The sequence below is a fragment of the Haloactinomyces albus genome, assembly GCF_031458135.1.
Taxonomy (GTDB): Bacteria; Actinomycetota; Actinomycetes; order Mycobacteriales; family Pseudonocardiaceae; genus Haloactinomyces; species Haloactinomyces albus.
Genome location: NZ_JAVDXW010000001.1, coordinates 3,705,985 through 3,723,748 on the forward strand (window position 1 = coordinate 3,705,985; position 17,764 = coordinate 3,723,748).

At 68.1% G+C, this 17,764-nt stretch carries 22 protein-coding genes; 11 read left to right on the plus strand and 11 right to left on the minus strand.

The window, feature by feature from the left end; all coding sequences use genetic code 11:
• Positions 1–66: 66 nt before the first annotated feature.
• Positions 67–1,221: an FAD-dependent monooxygenase gene (locus JOF55_RS17710; protein WP_310275649.1), complete on the minus strand. Its 1,155-nt coding sequence runs from the start codon at positions 1,219–1,221 to the stop codon at positions 67–69.
• Positions 1,222–1,346: 125 nt separating this feature from the next.
• Here JOF55_RS17710 and JOF55_RS17715 point away from each other — a divergent pair, with 125 nt between their 5' ends.
• From JOF55_RS17715 to JOF55_RS17745, 7 genes are all read left to right on the plus strand, one after another.
• Positions 1,347–2,216 carry a metallophosphoesterase family protein gene (locus JOF55_RS17715; protein WP_310275651.1) on the plus strand — a complete coding sequence of 290 codons (870 nt, stop codon included), beginning with the start codon at positions 1,347–1,349 and terminating at the stop codon, positions 2,214–2,216.
• Positions 2,213–2,869, plus strand: a complete 657-nt coding sequence (locus JOF55_RS17720; protein WP_310275653.1) for a 4'-phosphopantetheinyl transferase family protein — start codon at positions 2,213–2,215, stop codon at positions 2,867–2,869. The genes JOF55_RS17715 and JOF55_RS17720 overlap by 4 nt, the downstream gene beginning before the upstream one ends.
• A gap of 18 nt (positions 2,870–2,887) precedes the next feature.
• Complete coding sequence (rraA, locus tag JOF55_RS17725) at positions 2,888–3,370, plus strand: ribonuclease E activity regulator RraA (RefSeq protein ID WP_310275655.1); 483 nt, start codon at positions 2,888–2,890, stop codon at positions 3,368–3,370.
• Between the two features lie 462 nt (positions 3,371–3,832).
• Positions 3,833–4,321 (plus strand): hypothetical protein, encoded by a 489-nt coding sequence (locus tag JOF55_RS17730; protein ID WP_310275656.1) that lies wholly within the window; start codon positions 3,833–3,835, stop codon positions 4,319–4,321.
• The gene (locus JOF55_RS17735) at positions 4,302–5,150 is read left to right on the plus strand and encodes a phosphotransferase (RefSeq protein ID WP_310275658.1); all 849 of its coding nucleotides are present in this window, start codon (positions 4,302–4,304) and stop codon (positions 5,148–5,150) included. The genes JOF55_RS17730 and JOF55_RS17735 overlap by 20 nt, the downstream gene beginning before the upstream one ends.
• Positions 5,151–5,155: 5 nt before the next feature.
• Positions 5,156–5,506, plus strand: a complete 351-nt coding sequence (locus JOF55_RS17740) for a Scr1 family TA system antitoxin-like transcriptional regulator (RefSeq protein ID WP_310275661.1) — start codon at positions 5,156–5,158, stop codon at positions 5,504–5,506.
• 13 nt (positions 5,507–5,519) lie between these two features.
• A complete protein-coding gene (locus tag JOF55_RS17745; RefSeq protein WP_310275663.1) occupies positions 5,520–5,726 on the plus strand; it encodes a DUF397 domain-containing protein in 207 nt (68 codons plus the stop codon).
• 45 nt (positions 5,727–5,771) lie between these two features.
• Here JOF55_RS17745 and JOF55_RS17750 read toward each other — a convergent pair whose 3' ends face one another.
• The 3 genes from JOF55_RS17750 to JOF55_RS17760 all read right to left on the minus strand — a co-directional run bounded on the left by JOF55_RS17750 (position 5,772) and on the right by JOF55_RS17760 (position 7,514).
• A complete protein-coding gene (locus JOF55_RS17750) occupies positions 5,772–6,029 on the minus strand; it encodes a Txe/YoeB family addiction module toxin (protein WP_310275666.1) in 258 nt (85 codons plus the stop codon).
• Positions 6,026–6,271 (minus strand): type II toxin-antitoxin system Phd/YefM family antitoxin, encoded by a 246-nt coding sequence (locus tag JOF55_RS17755; protein WP_310275668.1) that lies wholly within the window; start codon positions 6,269–6,271, stop codon positions 6,026–6,028. Before JOF55_RS17755 ends, JOF55_RS17750 begins: the two co-directional genes overlap by 4 nt.
• Positions 6,272–7,340: 1,069 nt before the next feature.
• Positions 7,341–7,514 carry a hypothetical protein gene (locus tag JOF55_RS17760; protein ID WP_310275670.1) on the minus strand — a complete coding sequence of 58 codons (174 nt, stop codon included), beginning with the start codon at positions 7,512–7,514 and terminating at the stop codon, positions 7,341–7,343.
• Between the two features lie 137 nt (positions 7,515–7,651).
• Between JOF55_RS17760 and JOF55_RS17765 the strand changes: the two genes are divergently transcribed.
• The 3 genes from JOF55_RS17765 (at position 7,652) to JOF55_RS17775 (ending at position 8,801) form a co-directional block, all read left to right on the plus strand.
• A complete protein-coding gene (locus JOF55_RS17765) occupies positions 7,652–7,885 on the plus strand; it encodes a hypothetical protein (protein WP_310275672.1) in 234 nt (77 codons plus the stop codon).
• 14 nt (positions 7,886–7,899) lie between these two features.
• Positions 7,900–8,172: a hypothetical protein gene (locus JOF55_RS17770; protein WP_310275674.1), complete on the plus strand. Its 273-nt coding sequence runs from the start codon at positions 7,900–7,902 to the stop codon at positions 8,170–8,172.
• 341 nt (positions 8,173–8,513) lie between these two features.
• Positions 8,514–8,801 carry a hypothetical protein gene (locus JOF55_RS17775; protein ID WP_310275676.1) on the plus strand — a complete coding sequence of 96 codons (288 nt, stop codon included), beginning with the start codon at positions 8,514–8,516 and terminating at the stop codon, positions 8,799–8,801.
• 647 nt (positions 8,802–9,448) lie between these two features.
• On the opposite strand, the gene JOF55_RS17780 is transcribed toward JOF55_RS17775, so the two are convergent.
• The 3 genes from JOF55_RS17780 to JOF55_RS17790 form a co-directional block, all read right to left on the minus strand.
• Complete coding sequence (locus JOF55_RS17780; protein ID WP_310275678.1) at positions 9,449–9,748, minus strand: CBS domain-containing protein; 300 nt, start codon at positions 9,746–9,748, stop codon at positions 9,449–9,451.
• Positions 9,749–9,856: 108 nt separating this feature from the next.
• Entirely contained in the window at positions 9,857–10,312 is a 456-nt protein-coding gene (locus JOF55_RS17785; RefSeq protein WP_310275680.1) for a universal stress protein, read from the minus strand.
• Between the two features lie 1,058 nt (positions 10,313–11,370).
• Positions 11,371–11,721, minus strand: coding sequence for a hypothetical protein (locus JOF55_RS17790; protein ID WP_310275681.1), 351 nt, complete (start codon positions 11,719–11,721; stop codon positions 11,371–11,373).
• A 132-nt stretch (positions 11,722–11,853) separates the two neighbouring features.
• Between JOF55_RS17790 and JOF55_RS17795 the strand changes: the two genes are divergently transcribed.
• Positions 11,854–12,483 carry a DedA family protein gene (locus JOF55_RS17795; RefSeq protein WP_310275683.1) on the plus strand — a complete coding sequence of 210 codons (630 nt, stop codon included), beginning with the start codon at positions 11,854–11,856 and terminating at the stop codon, positions 12,481–12,483.
• A 296-nt stretch (positions 12,484–12,779) separates the two neighbouring features.
• On the opposite strand, the gene pgl is transcribed toward JOF55_RS17795, so the two are convergent.
• Genes pgl through JOF55_RS17815 form a run of 4 tightly spaced genes read right to left on the minus strand, consistent with a single transcriptional unit; the run spans position 12,780 to position 17,690 of the window.
• The gene (gene pgl / locus JOF55_RS17800; protein ID WP_310275685.1) at positions 12,780–13,529 is read right to left on the minus strand and encodes a 6-phosphogluconolactonase; all 750 of its coding nucleotides are present in this window, start codon (positions 13,527–13,529) and stop codon (positions 12,780–12,782) included.
• Complete coding sequence (opcA, locus tag JOF55_RS17805) at positions 13,526–14,512, minus strand: glucose-6-phosphate dehydrogenase assembly protein OpcA (RefSeq protein WP_310275687.1); 987 nt, start codon at positions 14,510–14,512, stop codon at positions 13,526–13,528. Before opcA ends, pgl begins: the two co-directional genes overlap by 4 nt.
• Positions 14,509–16,038 carry a glucose-6-phosphate dehydrogenase gene (gene zwf, locus JOF55_RS17810; protein ID WP_310275689.1) on the minus strand — a complete coding sequence of 510 codons (1,530 nt, stop codon included), beginning with the start codon at positions 16,036–16,038 and terminating at the stop codon, positions 14,509–14,511. Before zwf ends, opcA begins: the two co-directional genes overlap by 4 nt.
• Entirely contained in the window at positions 16,035–17,690 is a 1,656-nt protein-coding gene (locus JOF55_RS17815; protein WP_310275691.1) for a phosphoglucose isomerase-related protein, read from the minus strand. The genes zwf and JOF55_RS17815 overlap by 4 nt, the downstream gene beginning before the upstream one ends.
• Positions 17,691–17,764: the final 74 nt, after the last annotated feature.

Below are 17,764 nucleotides of genomic sequence, written 5' to 3' on the forward strand. Positions count from 1 at the left end.
GCACGATCGAGCCGCCATCAGCCATCAGGACGGGTCCACCCCGGTCCGTTCCCGGCGGATTCCGAACTACCGGCCCGGCCGGATGGTAGGTGCTTCCCAGGACGCAAGAGTGGACATGCCGCGCATGCTCAGTGCGGAGGGGACCAGCCGCAGCGCCGCGTCACGCATGGCGACGGCCGGTGGGCTGCTCAGCTGCTGGCCGAACCTCCCCATCCGGCGGGACGAGCGGGAGATCGCCTGACTGCGCGGTCTCCGCAGCCTGTCGTAGCGGTGCAGGATCTCGGGCACGGAACCGCGTTCTGCGGCCGACGCCGCGAGCACCACAGCGTCCTCGATGGCCTGGCAGGCACCCTGCCCGAGATTCGGAGGCATGGCGTGTGCGGCATCACCGAGCAGCGCGACACGGCCACGGGCGTAACAAGACAGTGGTTCCTGCAGAAAGGCGCCCTCGTGCCGCAGAATCGCCCCGGCGGGCGTGGACGCGATCAGGTGGCCGACCGGATGGTGCCAGGAACGGAAGTGCCGAAGCAGGAACTCCTCGTCCTCGCCGTTCTCGGTGACGACATCCGCGTTGATCGACGCGTACCAGTACAACCGCCCGTCGGCCAGCGGGACACTGCCGAACTCGGTTCCCGGTCCCCAGCTCATCCCGAAGGCGGGGGCGCCGGGATCGTCGATGACGGCGCGCCAGTCGACTGTCCCGGTCGGGGACGGACCCGGGTGCTGCGGCCACAGACTCGACCGTACCCGGCTGCGGATGCCGTCGGCGCCGACGACGAGATCGGCGTCGTCGATGTCGCCGGAGGACGAGGTGAGTCCGGCGACCGCTGTGACGCCGGTGATCTCCGTGCCCTGTCGCAGCGACTCCGGGGGCAACGCCTCCAGGAGCGACGCAAGCAGGTCCGCGCGATGCACACCGAGCACCGGGCCGCCGAGCCGGCGTTCGACGGCGGAGTGGTCCATACGCATCAGCCACGTGCCGCGGTGGGTTCGTATCCCACCCTGAACCTGCGGTGTGCTCAACGCGCGCATGCGCTCGTGCACGCCCAACTCCCGCAGGGCCCGAACGGCGTTGGGCCACAGCATGATGCCGGCCCCGATCTCGCCGAACCGCGAAGCTCGTTCGGCGACGGTGACACGCCATCCCGCCGTACGCAGGCCGATGGCCGCACACAGGCCGCCGATTCCGCCGCCGACGACGACCGCATGCTGTCCGTTCATCGGAATCTCCCGGTGCTTGTCTCCACAGACCGAGCAATGACACCGGACAGGACCGTTGTCAACAGGGATGCAAGGTTGAGCACTTCGGGGCCGTGCGGCGGGGTCCGACCGGTAGGCTCCGGCGCATGTCGGCACCGTCCCTGCTCGCGACCAGTGATCTGCACGTCTCCCACCGGGGCAATCGCGCGATCTTGGACGACATCCGGCCGCACTCGTCAGCCGACTGGCTGATCGTGGCAGGCGATGTCGCCGAGAACATCGAGACGGTCACCTGGGCCCTGCGGACATTGCGGGACCGCTTCGAGCAGGTCATCTGGGTTCCGGGCAATCACGAATTGTGGGCCACGGCCGGGGATGATGCCGGGCTGAGAGGGGTGGCCCGCTACGAGCATCTCGTCGAGCTGTGCCGGGACATGGGAGTGCTCACGCCGGAGGATCCCTACCCGGTGTGGGAGAGCGGCGGTGAATCCGTGGTCATCGCACCCCTGTTCGTGCTCTACGACTACAGCTTCCGGCCCCCGGGACAGTCCGTGGACGAAGCCCTGGCACATGCCTACGACACCCGGGTGGTCTGCTCGGATGAGGCGCTGCTCAGGCCCGATCCGTACGAGACTCGGCAGGCCTGGTGCAAGCAGCGGGTCGCCGAGACCCTGCCGCGGCTGGAAGCGATCCCGGAGGAGTACTCGACGGTGCTGGTCTCGCACTGGCCGCTGCATCCCGAGCCGACCCTGCGCCTGCGGTATCCGCAGTTCGCCATCTGGTGCGGTACCGAGTTGACGGCGGACTGGCATCGTCGTTTCCGCGCGGTCGCCGAAGTGCACGGACACTTGCACATCCCGGTCACCGACCGCATCGACGGCGTTCCGTTCGAGGAGGTCTCGCTCGGGTATCCCCGGGAGTGGCAGCGGCGTACGCAGGACCCCGATCCACTGCACAGCATCCTTCCACCGGCGGGGGAGCGCACGTTCGAGGAGTTCGTGAGGGCGCACCGATGATCGATCGCCTGCTGCCCGACACCGTCGCCTCCGCCGAGATCCTGGGCGAGGACCCGACCGCCTGCCTCCTGCCGGAGGAGGAGCAGCTGGTCACCAGGGCCGTGGAGAAGCGGCGGCGTGAGGTCACGCTCGCGCGCACCTGCGCCCGGCGCGCTCTGACCGATCTCGGCCGAGACGCGGTCGCCGTTCTCAGCGGCCCCAAGCGCGAGCCGCTCTGGCCCGACGGCATCGTCGGCAGCATCACCCACTGCGAGGGGTACTGTGCAGCGGCCGTGGCCGAGCACGGACCGACGACCGCGGTGGGCATCGACGCCGAGGTCTCCGACGTTCTCCCCGAGGGGGTTCTGGAGTACGTCGGTTCTCCGGGGGAACGCGCACTGCTGGAGAAGCTGCCGCAGGGCCGGCACTGGGATCGGATCCTGTTCAGTGCCAAGGAGAGCGTCTACAAGGCGTGGTTCCCGCTGACGGGACGCTGGCTGGGGTTCGAGGATGCCTTCGTCACCATCGATCCGATCCGTGAGACCTTCCGGGCCGATCTGCTCGTCGATCCACCCGTGACGGAAGACGGGGCACTGTCCGGTTTCGACGGGCGATTCCTGACCGACCAGGGCCTCGTGATGACCGCGGTCACCGTGGCCTCCCACCGTGTATGAACCGACCGAGGAGCTTCGATGGATCTCTCGACCGCCGACCTCGCCGACCGGGACGGTGACGCCGTCCGTAGCTGCGACGTGCAGTTCCGCCAGTACGGTGGCCGTTCCGTGTTTGCCGGGCGCATCCGCGCGGTGCGCTGTTTCCAGGACAACGCGCTGCTCAAGAGGGTGCTCTCGGAGCCAGGAGACGGGCAGGTCCTGGTGATCGACGGCCACGGCTCGATGCACACGGCCCTGATGGGGGACCTGATCGCCGAGCTGGGCCGCTCGAACGGCTGGAGCGGTGTGGTGATCAACGGTCCCGTGCGCGACTCGGCGGTCCTGGCGGAGATGGACTTCGGGATCAAGGCGCTGGGCACCAACCCGCGCAAGAGCGCCAAGACCGGTGAGGGAGAGCTGGACGTCGAGGTCGAACTCGGCGGGATCAGCTTCGTCCCCGGTGAGTACCTGCTCAGCGACCACGACGGCATCGTGGTGACGGAGAGCGATCCGCGCGAGTGAGGCGGAAGTTCCAGGGAAAACCTCAACTCCACCAACGCGTCCCGTCGGATCCGCACCCGTGCTCGGCTTGGAGCGCTTCGAGGGGAGAGCGGAGGTCGTGCGGGAAGCTGCGTGTTGCGGCACAGCGGCACTCAAGACGTGAGCACGCCGTCGCACATGGTCAACCTGGGTAGACCTGAGAAGTCGATGAGGACCATCCGCTCGATCAGATCCGGCGGCGGTGAGGAGTGCGAGGCTCACCAGGATGAGCGGAGCCACCAGGGCAGCGATTCGTTTCCGCTGCCCGGCCGTCGTGTCGGCAAGGGAAAGCACGACGACCACGGCGCTTGCGGGGCTGGACTCCACCGAATTCGACGGGGTGGCCACCACGTGTCTGGTGACTGATCACCGCATCGACCCGGCCCTGCCTGTGAGTGGGGCAGTGGTGTGGGACGTCGGATTCGATCCGCTGCTGCTGGAGGCGTGCAACCTGTTCCCCGTGCAACCGCGGTGCTGCGTCGGCCTGCCACAGTTCGGCTGGACCCGGCGCTACCGGCGATCGAGGACTGGGACTTCTGGCTGCGCCTGACCCGCGAGCACGGCTACCGTTTCGCTCGGCTGCCCGAGCCGACCGTGGTTTATCACCGGGTACCGCAGGCGGGCAGCATGATCGGTGCCGTGGCCGAGGAGGCGGCGGCGATGGCGGACTTCAGTGGCTTGGTGCGCCGCGTGTGGGCCCGGTGGCCGGCCACCACGGCGCGGTCGGCGCGGTTCCGCCTCTACAGCGGCATCATGTACTGGCAGGTCCTCGGGTGCCTGGCCACCGGGCACTCGCCGAACCCGCACTACTACCTGCACTCGGTCCAGGCGATCGAACACGCCTGGCGCAACCCGGACGCGGAAACAGGCCTGATCGAGGCACTGACCGTAACCCTCCACAGAGAGGACACCGATGACCAGCGCGTCGCGTGAGTTGGCTGACGTCGACCTCGGTGGCGCCGTGGTCGGTGAAGTGTTGCGTACCGGGGAGAAGTCTCTGCTCGCGCTCGGCCATCGGCACGGGCGGCCTGTGGTGATCAAGGTACTGCGCACCGACGAGGAGTTCTGGCGGGCCAAGTTCGCCCACGAAATTCGACTTTACCGAACCTGGGGCGAGCATCGGCCACCGGTGCGGGTGCCCAGACTGGAGCACACCGACGGGCACCGGGTGTTGATCCTCGAGCACATCCCCGGCTGTGTGGTCGACGCCGAGCGCTACCCCGATCCGGTGGACCCGGCCACGCTGGAGGCGGTGCTGCAGACTGTTGTCGCGTTCGCCCAGTGGCGCCCGCCGCCCGGAGTGTTGACGCCCGTGTTCGAGTACTCCGACCGCGTGGAGCGCTACCACCGCGCCGGGTTCTTCAATGCCGCCGACCGTGCGGCCTTGCACGCCCTGCTCGCCGACGTGGCCCCGCCGTGGCAGGCCAACCACGGCGATCCGCTGCCGTCCAACCTGCTGCTGGCCGCCTCCGGCGGATGCGTGCTGCTGGACTTCGAGTTCACCGGCCTGTTTCTGTCGGGCTTCGACCTGGCGATGCTGCACACCCTGCTCGCCACCACACCCGGCGCGCAGGAGCGCATCGAGCACCACGTGGCCGAGGCGGGAATCGAAGTGCCGTTTGTGCTCAACCAGGCGATGGTGCTCTCCCGCGAGCTGCGCTTGCACACTGACCTGGCCGAGAGCGCCTTCCGGACCCGGCGGCTGGCCCTGCTCCAACCGCAGTGGGAGACATTCCAGACACGCCTGCACACCGGGTGGTGACAATCATGCGTATCGCACTGGTGCATCGGGACCTGCACGCGGTCACCCGCGGCGGGATCGGCACGCTCTACCGGGCGCTTGCTCCGCGACTGGCCGAGGCCACGCTCCCGACCGTCACGATCCAGGTCGTACAGCCCGAGAGCGGTCCACACGCTGCGATGGGAGGGTCGTTTTTCATCCTGGATTTCGCGGAAGCCCGTCCTATCGCCTACACCGAGCTACTCGACGGAGCCATCTATGTCCAGGACCCGGATCAGGTGAGCTCTTATACCATGGCAGCGAAGAACGTGCAGGAGACAGCGTTGCAACCGGATGACTCGCTCGCGTTCATCAGGTCACTGTTGGGTGAGACCTAATCAGGAGGCCCCGATGTCGTCGCCGGACTTCTTCGGCAACGCGCAGTGGAGAAAATCCAGTCGTAGCGTCAACAACGGTGCCTGCGTCGAGGTGGCGTTCGGGGTGGGCGCGGTGGCGGCGCGGGATTCGAAGGATCCCGCCGGGCCACGGTTGTTGCTCTCCGAGCGGCGGTGGGGGAGTTTCCTGCGGGCGCTCAAGCACCGTGAGTTCGAGGACTGACAGCGAGTTCGCGGACGAGCTTTGCCGGTGTCTGGCTTCGGTTGGTCATTGGTAGTGGTAGCGGGCCTGCAGGATCACGATGTCGTCGCCGTCGGCGAGATGGACGAGCCTGTGCTCCTCGCTGATGCGTCGGAACCAGCTGCCCGCGAAGGCGTGGCGCAGTGGCTCGGGTTCCCCGATCCCGTCGAACGGGTCCCGAAGAACGTCGTCGATGAGCCGGTTGATGCGCTTGAGGGTGGCTCGGTCGGCAGCGAGCCAATGTTTGTAGTCCTCCCAGCCGTTCGGAGTGAAGACGAGCCTCATCGCGACAGTGGGTGCTCGTGGCGCTCGCCACCGCGTGCCTGGGCCAGGCTCTCCAACAGGCGGCGAGCGTTGGCCGGGGAGCGCAACAGGTGGGCGGTTTCCTCCAGCGCTTCGTAGTCCTCGCGGGAGACCAGGACCGCATCACCGCGACGAGAGTTGATCTCCACGGGCGTGCGATCGTCGTTGACCTGCTCGATGAGCGGAAACAGGTTCTTGCGGGCTTCGGATGCGGTGATCGCCATTGTGTTACCTCCAATAAGGGCACGGCGGTTTTCGACTGGCGAGTTCGGCCGCCGGGCTTCAGGCTGGCCGAGGTGGGGTTGTGTCTGGGGAGACTCGTCTGGATCGTCGTTGGTCCCCGGGCAAGCTCTACCCCGGCGGCCGGGCGGGGCGAAGTGGTGCAGCATTTTCGGGCGACGTCCGCCATGTGTCGCCCGGCAGCGCTGGGCTCCCCGTCGCCGGTCCCGGCCGAGGCGGCCCGTCTTGGCAATGCGGGCACGGCGCCGTGCTCGACCCACGAGAGCGTGAACAGGCGCCACGAGAGAGCCGTCTCGGCGGCCCGCCAGTCCCCGCCGAGACGCACCCGGTGGCGGGAGATGGGTTCACAACCCCGGGGCCCGCCCCGCCACCGGGCCCGCTCACCCGCACGACGAATTCGGCTCGGCGCCAAGTCCTGTATCGCTCCTCCGTAGACCGTGGGGCGGTCAGTTACCCTGGAGTACTGCTCTCCTGATGAACTTCCTTCGGTACGGAAAAATCCCTGCTTCAGCCCGTCGGCAGGCAGGACATGAGCACGCCGACCAGGTAGGAGACGAGGAAGGCCGCACGGATTGGCGTGCCCACGCTCGGCTGACCTCCGGGCTCTGCGGGGCTCGGGGCGGCACATCCTCGAGTGCCGCCCCGAACCCGTTCTGCGACTGCTCCAGCCGGCCTCTCGTGCTCGACTAGCGATCTCGGCCGGTGGGCTACAGGCTGGGATGGGCGGAATGCCACCCGGACACGCCCGCCTGAAGCGGGGCCGTTACCCACCCGGGCGGACTCCGCACCCGGTGGCGGGTCCCGCAGCGAGGTGTGCGTTGTCGAGCAGGTCCTTTTTCGGAAAAGACGCCGCAGCGCTGTCGCCCCGCCGCCGGGGTCGAATATCCTGGCCTGCCCACATCGGGTTGCGCTGCAGCCCACCCGCGCGACCATGGGTGTAGGCACACGAGTAAGCGAGACTGCGGCGACCTATCATCCTTTTTCGCCGTCGCGGTGCGTGCCACGGTGGCAGGGCGAGCTCGCCCGTGCTGGCCCTGCCACCGTTGGTGCGCGTCAGTCGCTGTCGGTGTGGGTGGCCGCGCCATCGAGCGGGGTGTGCAGGTGCTCGCTCGAGCAGGCGGTGCGGACGGTCTCGCTGCCGGTGACCGGATCGAGTGCCAGACGCCAGAGCACGGCCTGCGGGTCGAGCACGGATCCACACCAGTGACACCACCGCATCTCGGTCATGGTCCCAGGATGCCGCATGTGACCGGGCCGAGCGGGGCTCGTACGGCGAGGCACCCCGGCTTGATCAGCACGAAAGTGCAGTGCCTCGAAGCCTGGCAAGGTAACTTGTCGTATCGGGCGTGGCAAGGTACCTTGGCATGGTGTCGCATGCCGAGCCCGTGATCCTACCCAGCGCCCGCCGACACGGGATCACCGACACCGACATGCGCCACGCGGTCCGTAACCCGATCAGCGCCTGGGAGATGGACGAGGGCATGACCATGCTCATCGGCCCGGACACCGCCGCCCGGCTGCTGGAGGTCGGCGTGGTCGACAGCAACGAGGGACCGGTGCTCGTCCACGCCATGCGCGCCCGAGTCAAGTTCCTGTGATGGAGGTGAGCCCAGTGCCCCGCAGCATGCAACAGATCATCGACTCCGCCGAGACCCTGGCCGACCGGTTCGAGGCCTATGCCCCCGAGCCCGGCGACCAGCGTGACCCGCGCCCGCTGGAACAGCTGCGCTCAGCGGTGGCCGACCGCGCCGCCGCCGAAGCAGCACTCGCGGCCGCGGTGACCACCGCCCGCCAGACCGGATACTCCTGGGCCACGATCGGCACCTTGCTGGGCACCTCCGGCGAAGCCGCCCGCCAGCGCTACACCGACGCAGCAGCGGCATGACACCGGAAATCGAACTCATCGCCGGTCCCCGGGACGGGATGACGTTTCCGGACGCGGGCATCGCCACGCATGAGCCGGGGACTTACATGCAGGTTTCCGGCACCGACGCGCGTGCCATCTACGAACCCCTCGAACAGGACACCCCAACCGGTGGCACTTCCACGGCTGGATCGGCAGATGATCCGGTATCGCGCAAACGGGAAGGCAGAGGCGAGGATGACCGAGCCGAATTGGCCAGCCGATCACGATGCTGCCCACCCTTGAGGGCATGGTCGCCCAGGCCCTGGCCGATAGCGCCGAGCAGTACGCCACGCTGGACCCAGGCGCGGACCAAGCCACACGTGCTTGACGACGCCATGCTGGACCGCGCGCGGCGGCTGTACTGTGAGCAGGCCGATTTCGCCGACATCTACGTCGAGCAAGCCCGCCGCTGGTCGGTCCTGGACCTCGAAGACGACCAACGAGCACGCGTCAAGATGCTGTCCGAGCAGGCCGCACAGTTACGCCCCGACACCACCAACATCCTCGCGCTGACCGACGAACTCGCCCACGGCACCATCGACACGGTGCTGGCCACCCGCGATGAGGACGTGGCACTACAGAGGCTGCTGGGAAACATGCGGCCTTGACTCCCCGGTGCTTGACCGGATCAGCCGAACCCCACAGAACGCTCTTCGTGGAACCGCGCGTGTGATGGGGCCGGGCCGATGGAGCGGTGTCCTGAACACGTGGGGGAAGAAGCGTGTTCAAGACACCGCAGCGGTCACTCGTGTCAACAGGGGGCGCGAACGAGTGACGCGAGGGAGTCTAGACCGCACCCACGGTGTTGATCATGGGGGCTGGGCATTCGATTCCATGCCCGGCAGCCCGCGCCGCCGCGGCCGGGCATGGGAGGAGGACGACACACGAACGTGGCCGGAATCGACATTGTCGGCCCGGCTGCGGGGCTGCAGCACTGTGGTGTCTTTCTGAAGAGATCCAGCTCGAAGACGTAGGCATCGCTGCGGAGAACCCCGCCGCCGGATGCGGAGTCCACCCGGGTGGGTAACGGCCTGCTCCAGACGGGCGTTTTCCGAGTGGCGTTCCGCCCGTGCCAGCCTGCGGCCCACCGGCCGCCAGCGCCAGCCGAGCACCCGGGTATTCGGGCCGGATTGTTCTGACCCCGCCGTCCGGCGGTCGGGCGAGAAACCAACCCCGAACAGGGGCTTGTGAGGGTGCCGACCGGCTACCCCGAAAAAGGGGAAGCGCAGCACTGTTAACGCTGTTCAGGGCACATTTACATTCTACTGTGTCCTGTCTGGTGACATTGCCGGGATCTTCCGGCGGGCTTTCCGGTGTTGCGGTGGGTCGACAGCCGGCTCGATGGGCATCGCTCTCGGCGGGTGCCGCCGTCGGCGATGCAGCCGGTCACGATGTCGCGGTCGGTCAGGATGCCGGTGGGCCGCTGGTCCTCATCGCAGATCGGCACGGATCTCCCCCCAGCCGCATCGCGCCTCTTCGCCGCGAGCGTGACCAGCGCCTCCTGCGCTTGAGCGCACTCTGGGGTCGGTGACATCAGTTCGCGCACGGTGGTCATCGCCGTGTCTGCCTCCGCGCGGTGTTCTTGGAATTACCCAGTGCCGTGTGACCGCACCCAGACCCTCGGCCGGAAGCACTCGGCTGCGGGCTCGCGCAGTGTGTCGGCTCAGTGTGGTCCCGGCCCCTGCTGTTGTCCGACGATGACCACGGGGCAGGGCGCATGATGCAGGGACCGTGTGATCAGAGAGCCCGCGATCATCCCCGACACGGGGTTGTACCCTTTGCCGCCGAACACCAGCAGCTCGGCTTGCTGGGCCTGCTCGACCAGGACCGTGACCGGTTCCCCCCGCTCGAGTCGTGCCTCCACCGGGATCTCCAGGCCACTGGTGCGGATCTCGCCCAGGGTCGCCTCCAAGTTGGCCCGCGCCTGCTGCTCGTAGGACTCTTCCGATGCGGGCATTCCTCCCTGGAACGGAACACCAGCCCTCCAGACCGTCACCGCACGCACCGTGGCCCCTGTCTTCCGGCCGTACCGCACCGCCCAGTGCAACGCGGCCTTGGAAGCCTCCGACCCGTCGACCGCCACCACGACACGTTCCCCGTCGAATTCCGCGGACGCCATCCGAAATCCTTCCCGTGTGCGCACCATCGGCACCGGCCCCCGGGCAGTGCCGGACAGACTTCACCCGGCCTCTCCCGGCCAGGCGAGCCAGGCCCGCGACAGAGCGTGCCCCATTGTCGTGACGGGCGCACAGACTCCCACCACAGACAGATGGCACACCATCCCGAGCCACTCCACCCCGCAGCCAAGAGCGGAGCTCGCCCGAGGCGGGAACGACGATCCAGCTCGACATCCTCAAGGCAAGGCCCCGCCCCGGCCAGCCTGGCCCACCGAAGCCGAACTCGCCAGCCGAGCCCCCGGTGCCTTCTGCCCATGTCCTGAAGTCCGGGCCGTCGCAGCCTCGAGGAGAACGAGCCGGATCTGCTTCCCCTGCTCTAGCCACTCACATGCACGGTTGGCACGGGGCGCGCTTCTGGGCAGGCACTGGAGAGAAAACCCGCCCAGAAGCGCGCGTGTCTGCGGACACACACCCCAAGGCCGCTGAAGGTCTGGCCCGCATCCCGGCAGCCACACCCCACCGGCTACCGAGTCAGGGAGCGGCGGCAGGACCCGCTGTATCACGTCTCTTCCCGGATGCGCCCTCGGGCAAGAGTGTGCGCACCACCGTGCCGGGCCCTGCCGCCGGATCGTGCAGGGGCACTGCCCGGGCGCGTGTCAGCGGCCCCGATCCCGGGCCATGGTGTCAACGCCGGACGAAAACCCTGCCGGGCCAGCATGGAGCAACACAGCCGGGATCGCCAGTGGAAGAACAGCCCGCCCGGCGACGACCGCGGGCCTGCCGATCACGAGGACTCGCCATCCTGGTGCTGCTTGGTGGCGGCGGTGGCCGCAAGCGCGGGTGGGTATGCGCTGCGGCCACCGCCGAGGCAGGGCACCGGGGTGAGGCGATGCGTTTCACAGCCGGTTGTCCGGCCACGCGATCCCCGGTGCCTCCAGCAGAGCGGATACCCACCGCACCGAGCCGTAATCCTGGCCGCCATCCGCGCGGGTACGGGCCCGCAGCGGCGGAAAGGCGAGCCCGAGGGAGGGCTTGAGTAGCAGCGGAACTGTGAGTGGCGCTACGGCGTCCAGTTTCCTGAACAGTCGATGTGGCGTGATCGCATGATGATGCGGATCCGCCTGTATATCGGGACGTTTCGGATGCTTGCTGCGGTGATAACGGCCGGTTGTTGTGCTAAGGCTGGTGAGTGGATCGTGGACGCGCCGAGAAGAGCGATTCCGTCAAGCCCACCGCGTGCCGCGTGGTCGCGGTAGCGCTGCAGCAGCTCCAGGGCGTGCATGATCGGACGGTAGGCCGTGTTTTTACACCAAAAGTCCAACGCGGCCAACAGCGTCAGCCGCACCTCGCGGGGGCTGTTTCGCAGGTTGGAGGGGTACGAGCGCATCACCCGCGCCCGCCAGGCGGCCACCAGCTTCTCCGAACCCTAAAGGCACGCCTGCACCGACGGTGTGCCCGGCCACGGTCATGATCGACGAGGCGGCATTGTCGGCAGCACGGCGCGACCGCAATTCGCGGCCGCGCAAGACGGGTACGCGTATGAGTGTTTGACTTCATCACCCAGTGGATCTCCGGGTCGCCGGTCACCTATCCTGTGATCTCGGCCTTGGCCGTTCTCGACATCATCGGCATCGTGCCTGCCGAGACCGTGATCATCACCGCGACGTTGGCTGCCCTGCGCGGCGATCTGTGGGTGGTGGGAGTGGCCGCCGCTGCCATCGTCGGGGCCTTGGTCGGCGACAACATCCTGTACTTGATCGGTCAGCACGGCGGCGGACGCCTGGTCAACTGGCTCTTTCGGAGCGAGAGGTCTCGGGAACGCCTGGATTGGGCACGTCGACGGATGCATCGGCACCGCAACGTCATCATCATCGGCGGACGGTTTCTTCCCGGCGGCCGCACTGTGGTGATGTTCGCTGCGGGAACTTTGCAAGTACCGTGGCGCCGCTTCATCCCCGCCGACGTGGTCGCTGTCGTCATGTGGGCGGGATACTACGTGGGCACGACCGTGGCATTCGGCGAGGTGTTCTCGGGCAAGCCGTGGCTGACCCTGCTGCTATCGGTGGCCGTGGGAATCACGCTCGGTGCCGTCGCCGAGGTGGTGCGCCGCTTCTCCGAGCGGCGGAACCGAGGCGGCAGGAGCGGCGAACATGAAAAGATCCGGACGGAGTAACAGCGAAACCCGATACGGGTCCTCGGCCAGGACTTCGCGAAGTGATCACCGTAGAACTGTCGCCGACGAGAAACCGGCTCACACACGAGGTCCGGAGAAGAGCCGGGACGGAGTGCACGTCAACGCAGGCCACGACACCGGTACAGCTCGGCTGGGCACTCCGGCGAGTCGCCTTGCCCAAGCTGGAGTGACGATCACCGGCTTGCCGGTTTCCCGCACGGGGCCCGATTCGGTCGAGGATGCGCTCGCTCAGGCGTTGGTGGTGCCGGGCAGAGACCGCAGGCCTCCTGCGGGACTCACGGCGGACTCGCCGCCCGGTCCAGCAGCCAGCGGGTGTGCTCGCGTCCGTGGGCGCCCGCCGCCGGGATGTCGACCGGGTCGGCCCCGGCCAGCGCCGAGGACACCGCCTCGGCCTTGCCCTCGCCCGAGATCACCAACCACACCTCGGAGGCCGCCCGGATCGCGGGCAGGGTCAGCGAGATCCGGGTGGGTGGTGGCTTCGGGCAGTCGTGGACCCCCACCACGGTCCGCTGCGACTCCCGCACGTACGGCGTGTCCGGGAACAGCGACGCCGTGTGGCCCTCCTCGCCGATGCCCAGCAGCAGGACGTCGAAGGAGGGCACCGCGATGTCCGAGGCGCCCTCGGCGATGGTGGCCAGGACCTCCGCGTAGTGCGCTGCGGCCTCGTCGGCATCGTCGCCGAACTTCCCGTCGGAGGGAGCCATCGGATGCACCCGCTCGGGATCGACATCCACGTGATCCAGCAGCGCCCTGCGTGCCTGGGTCTCGTTGCGTTCGGGATCGCCGTCCGGCAGGAACCGCTCGTCGCCCCAGTACACCTCGACACGGGACCAGTCCACCGCATCGCGGGCGGGGGAGACCCGGACCTGCTCGAGAACCTTGATGCCGATTCCACCGCCGGTCAGTACCACCGAGGCCACCCCGTGTGCGGTCTGCGCGTCGACCAATCGGGTGATCAATCGGGCCGCCGTGGCCGCGGCGAGCACATCGCCGTTGTCCTGGATGACGACATCGTTACGGCTCATGTGTGCTGCTCCGCCTGTTCCGCCTGCTCCGGGGCTTCTTGGGTACCTGTCTCCTGCGGTTCCTCGCCGCGCACGATGTCGGTCAGTCCCGGCAGCGTGTTCTCGTAGACCTCGTCCGGATCCAGCCTGCGCAGTTCCTCGGCCAGACAGGTCCGCAGATCCCGCCGGTGCAGAGCCACCGTGCGATCCGGCTGACCCGGCTGGGTCAGGGTCCCACTCCTGCCGTCCGGTCGCACGATCTCCACGTTGCCGGAAGGCCGTTCGAGAACCGCCGAGACGATCCCGGGACCACGCGAATGTTCCACCCGCCGCACCGGGATCTCCAGATAACTCGCCAGCCACGCGGCGAGCAGGTCCGTCGAGGGTGAGGAGCCCGCTCCGGTGACGGTGGCGGCCGTGATCGGTTCGAACGGCGGGAGATCCAGCGAGGCCGTCAGCAGTGCCCGCCACGACGTCAATCGCGTCCATGCCAGGTCGGTGTCGCCGTCGACGTAGGAGCGGGCCCGGGCCCGCAGCGCCCCGATCGGATCCTCTTCGGCGGCCGAGTCGGTGATCCTGCGGTGTGCCAGGGCCCCGATCGGGTCCTTGGCGGGATAGTCCGGCGCATCGCTGGGCCACCACACCACGATCGGGGTGTCCGGCAGCAGGAACGGGACCACCGAGCCCGCACCCTCGTCGGCCAGCGGTCCGTACAGCCGCAGCACGATGACCTCGGAGGCGCCGGCATCCCCGCCGATCCGGATCTGCGCATCCAGCCGAGCCGCCGCCTGCCGGGCACCCGCCGCCACCACGATCACCCGTGCCGGGTGCTCGCGGCTGGCGTCGTTGGCCGCCTGCAGTGCCGGTTCGACTTCCGCGCCGTCGCTGGTGACGATGACCAGCGTCAGCACCCTGCCGAGCGCGACGGCACCACCGGACTCCCGCAGCTCGACCAGTTTCTTGTTGACCTGCGAGGTGGTGGTGGAGGGAAGATCGACGATCACGGCCGCCTCCAGGCACGTCCGGTACGGGCCAGCATCGTATCGGCCGATGGTGGCCCCCAGCTTCCAGCTTTGTACTTCTCGGGGCCTCCGTGCGAGGCCCAGTGGTCCAGCACGGGATCGAGGATCTGCCAGGACAGCTCGACTTCCTCGTTGACCGGGAACAGCGAGGGTTCCCCGAGCAGGACGTCGAGCAGCAGTCGCTCGTAGGCCTCCGGGGACGACTCGGTGAAGGAGTGGCCGTAGCCGAAGTCCATCGTCACGTCCCGCACCTCCATGGAGGTGCCCGGGATCTTCGACCCGAACCGCATGGTCACGCCCTCGTCCGGCTGAACCCGGATCACCAGGGCGTTCTGCCCGAGTTCCTCGGTCATCGTGTTGTCGAAGGGCAGGTGCGGTGCTCGCTTGAACATCACCGCGATCTCGGTGACCCGGCGCCCCAGGCGCTTACCGGTGCGCAGGTAGAACGGCACCCCGGCCCAGCGCCTGCTTTCGATCTCCAGCGTGATCGCCGCGAAAGTCTCCGTCGTGGAGTCGGGGGTGAAGCCGCTTTCCTCGTGCAGGCCCGGCACCTTCTCGCCGCCCTGCCAGCCACCGGTGTACTGGCCGCGCGCGGTGGTCTCGGAGAACGGCCCGACCGGCTTGGTGGCCGAGAGCACCTTGCTTTTCTCCGCGCGGAGGTTGCCCGGGGAGAACGACACCGGTTCCTCCATCGCGGTCAGCGCCATCAGTTGCAGCAGGTGGTTCTGGATGACGTCGCGGGCCGCGCCGATGCCCTCGTAGTAACCGGCACGCCCGCCCAGGCCGATGTCCTCGGACATGGTGATCTGGACGTGATCGACGTAGTGGGCGTTCCACAGCGGCTCGAACATCTGGTTGGCGAAGCGCAGGGCCAGGATGTTCTGGACCGTCTCCTTGCCGAGGTAGTGGTCGATGCGAAACACCGACTCCTCGGGGAACACCTCGTTGACGAGGCGATTGAGTTCCCGGGCGCTTTCCAGGTCGTGACCGAACGGCTTCTCGACGACCACGCGTCGCCACTGGTCCTCGGCCTGCTCGGTCAAGCCCGAGCGGGAGAGCTGGCTGAGCACCGTGGGAAACATCGACGGTGGTACCGAGAGGTAGAAAGCGTGGTTGCCACCGGTGCCGCGCTCGGTGTCGAGCTGTTTGACCGTCTCGGCGAGCCGGTCGAAGGTGCCGGGGTCGTCGAAGCTGCCCGGTACGAAGCGGATGCCCTCGGCCAGCCGGTCCCATACGTCCTGGTGGAACGGTGTGCGGGCGTTTTCCTTGACCGCGTCGTGGACGATCTGCCCGAAATCCTGATGTTCCCACTCGCGCCGGGCGACACCGGTCAGCGCGAAGCCCGGCGGCAGCAGACCCCGATTGGACAGGTCATAGATCGCAGGCATCAGTTTCTTCCGGGAAAGGTCGCCGGTCACCCCGAAGATCGTCAGCCCGGAGGGGCCTGCGATGCGCGGCAGACGCTTGTCCCGTGGATCACGCAGTGGGTTGTGCCCTGCCGAACTCACGTTCTGTCCTTTCCGGTGCCCTGGTCGGGTCCCGCCTCACGAAGATCCTGGATGGCCTTGACGAGTTCCACCAGTCCGGCAGCCCGCTCGGTCAGGTGCAAGCGCAGGACCGGACGGTTGTTCTGTGCCAGTACCTGGCCGTCGCCGAGTGCCTGGGCACGCTGCAGAGCCGCCAGCGTGTATTGCCGGCCGGGAACGGGCAGGTCGGTTTCGGGCTCGCCGGTGATCTGCAGGAACACACCGTTCTGGTGGCCGCCCTTGTGGTACTGGCCCGTCGAGTGCAGAAACCTCGGTCCCCAGCCGAAGGTGGTCTGCAGACCGGTGCGGCGGGACAGTTCCGGCCGCAGCACCGTGGTCGAGGCGTCGTCGAGGCGGTCCAGGTAGGCCTGTATCGCGAGATACCCGGTATCCGGTGCGGTCGCGAGCAACACCCGGAGGGCCTCGCTGACGGTGCCGACACCGGGGGAGAGCCAATCACCCACGGCGTGCACCTCGATGGCACCGTCGAGGAGGGAGGGGGTGGACACGGGGCCACCGGCCGGGTCGTCCAGCAGCACCCGCGCGGCCTGTTTGGCGGCCTCGACGTCGGGCTGGTCGAACGGGTTGATGCCCAGCAATCGCCCGGCGACGGCGGTGGTGAACTCCCAGAGTAGGAACAGCCCGCCGAGCGGTCCGGTGGTGCTTGCCTGTGCGGTGCCTTCCGGGAGACCCACCGCCACTGTGGTGGCATCGCGACCCGCGTTGGCGAATCCGGAAGCCCGGGTATTCTCCACGGGCACGGGCAGCAGCCCGGTTCCGTTCTTTCCGGTGGACTCGGCGATGAGCTGTTCTGCCCAGTCGCTGAATCCGACCGGCCCCGAATCGGTATCGGTGAGCACGACCTTCTCCGCGCCCTGCGAGTGAGCCGCGGCAAGGGCCGCGCCGAGGCGCAGCGCCGGGTTGTCGGCCTCGTCGGCGCTGAGCGCGGCGAATGCGTCGGCGGCGTCGTCGAGCAGGGTCGCGATGTCGGCGCCCGCGAGTCCGGCGGGAACCAGGCCGAAGGCGCTCAGCGCGGAGTAGCGCCCGCCCAGATGGGGATCGGCGGTGAAAATCTTGCGGTAACCGGCGTTTTTACCGGTTTCCTCCAGCGGCGAGCCCGGATCGGTGACGACGACGATCCGGGAAGCCGAATCGATTCCGTTTTCGGAAAAAGCCTGCTCGAACAAGCGACGGTGGCTGTCCGTTTCCAGGGTGGTGCCGGATTTCGACGACACCACCAGGACCGTCCGGTCGAGGTCACCGGACAGTGCGTCGGCGACCTGGCCCGGGTCGGTGGTGTCGAGGACCACCAGGGAGACACCGGCGGTGGCGGTGATCACCTCGGGCGCCAGCGATGAGCCGCCCATGCCAGCGAGCACGATCCGGTCCAGGCCCTCGGAGTGCAGTTCCGCGCGCAACGCGTCGATCTCGGCCAGCAGCGGACGGGAACTGTCGTGCAGGGTCGTCCACGACAAGCGGACGGCTGCTTCGCTCTCGGCGTCCGGCCCCCACAGCGTGGGGTCCTGGGCTGCCAGCTTGCTCGCCATTCCTTCGGTGACCAGTTGCCGGACCACCGGATCCGCGGCCGTTGCCAGCGCCTGGTCGGTGATCTCGACTGAAGTTTCGGCTGCCATGTGATTCCTTCAGGTCGATGTTTCAACACTGGCAGGGGCGCCGCACCCGTCCTCGTCCCGCCGAAGAGCGTGGT

Excerpts from the sequence above, each read along its gene's own strand:
- JOF55_RS17710 (WP_310275649.1), bottom strand. The coding sequence starts at position 1,221 with ATGAACGGACAGCATGCGGTCGTCGTCGGCGGCGGAATCGGCGGCCTG.
- JOF55_RS17715 (WP_310275651.1), top strand. The coding sequence starts at position 1,347 with ATGTCGGCACCGTCCCTGCTCGCGACCAGTGATCTGCACGTCTCCCAC.
- JOF55_RS17720 (WP_310275653.1), top strand. The coding sequence starts at position 2,213 with ATGATCGATCGCCTGCTGCCCGACACCGTCGCCTCCGCCGAGATCCTG.
- rraA (WP_310275655.1), top strand. The coding sequence starts at position 2,888 with ATGGATCTCTCGACCGCCGACCTCGCCGACCGGGACGGTGACGCCGTC.
- JOF55_RS17735 (WP_310275658.1), top strand. The coding sequence starts at position 4,302 with ATGACCAGCGCGTCGCGTGAGTTGGCTGACGTCGACCTCGGTGGCGCC.
- JOF55_RS17740 (WP_310275661.1), top strand. The coding sequence starts at position 5,156 with ATGCGTATCGCACTGGTGCATCGGGACCTGCACGCGGTCACCCGCGGC.
- JOF55_RS17745 (WP_310275663.1), top strand. The coding sequence starts at position 5,520 with ATGTCGTCGCCGGACTTCTTCGGCAACGCGCAGTGGAGAAAATCCAGT.
- JOF55_RS17750 (WP_310275666.1), bottom strand. The coding sequence starts at position 6,029 with ATGAGGCTCGTCTTCACTCCGAACGGCTGGGAGGACTACAAACATTGG.
- JOF55_RS17755 (WP_310275668.1), bottom strand. The coding sequence starts at position 6,271 with ATGGCGATCACCGCATCCGAAGCCCGCAAGAACCTGTTTCCGCTCATC.
- JOF55_RS17760 (WP_310275670.1), bottom strand. The coding sequence starts at position 7,514 with ATGACCGAGATGCGGTGGTGTCACTGGTGTGGATCCGTGCTCGACCCG.
- JOF55_RS17765 (WP_310275672.1), top strand. The coding sequence starts at position 7,652 with ATGGTGTCGCATGCCGAGCCCGTGATCCTACCCAGCGCCCGCCGACAC.
- JOF55_RS17780 (WP_310275678.1), bottom strand. The coding sequence starts at position 9,748 with ATGACCACCGTGCGCGAACTGATGTCACCGACCCCAGAGTGCGCTCAA.
- JOF55_RS17785 (WP_310275680.1), bottom strand. The coding sequence starts at position 10,312 with ATGGCGTCCGCGGAATTCGACGGGGAACGTGTCGTGGTGGCGGTCGAC.
- pgl (WP_310275685.1), bottom strand. The coding sequence starts at position 13,529 with ATGAGCCGTAACGATGTCGTCATCCAGGACAACGGCGATGTGCTCGCC.
- JOF55_RS17815 (WP_310275691.1), bottom strand. The coding sequence starts at position 17,690 with ATGGCAGCCGAAACTTCAGTCGAGATCACCGACCAGGCGCTGGCAACG.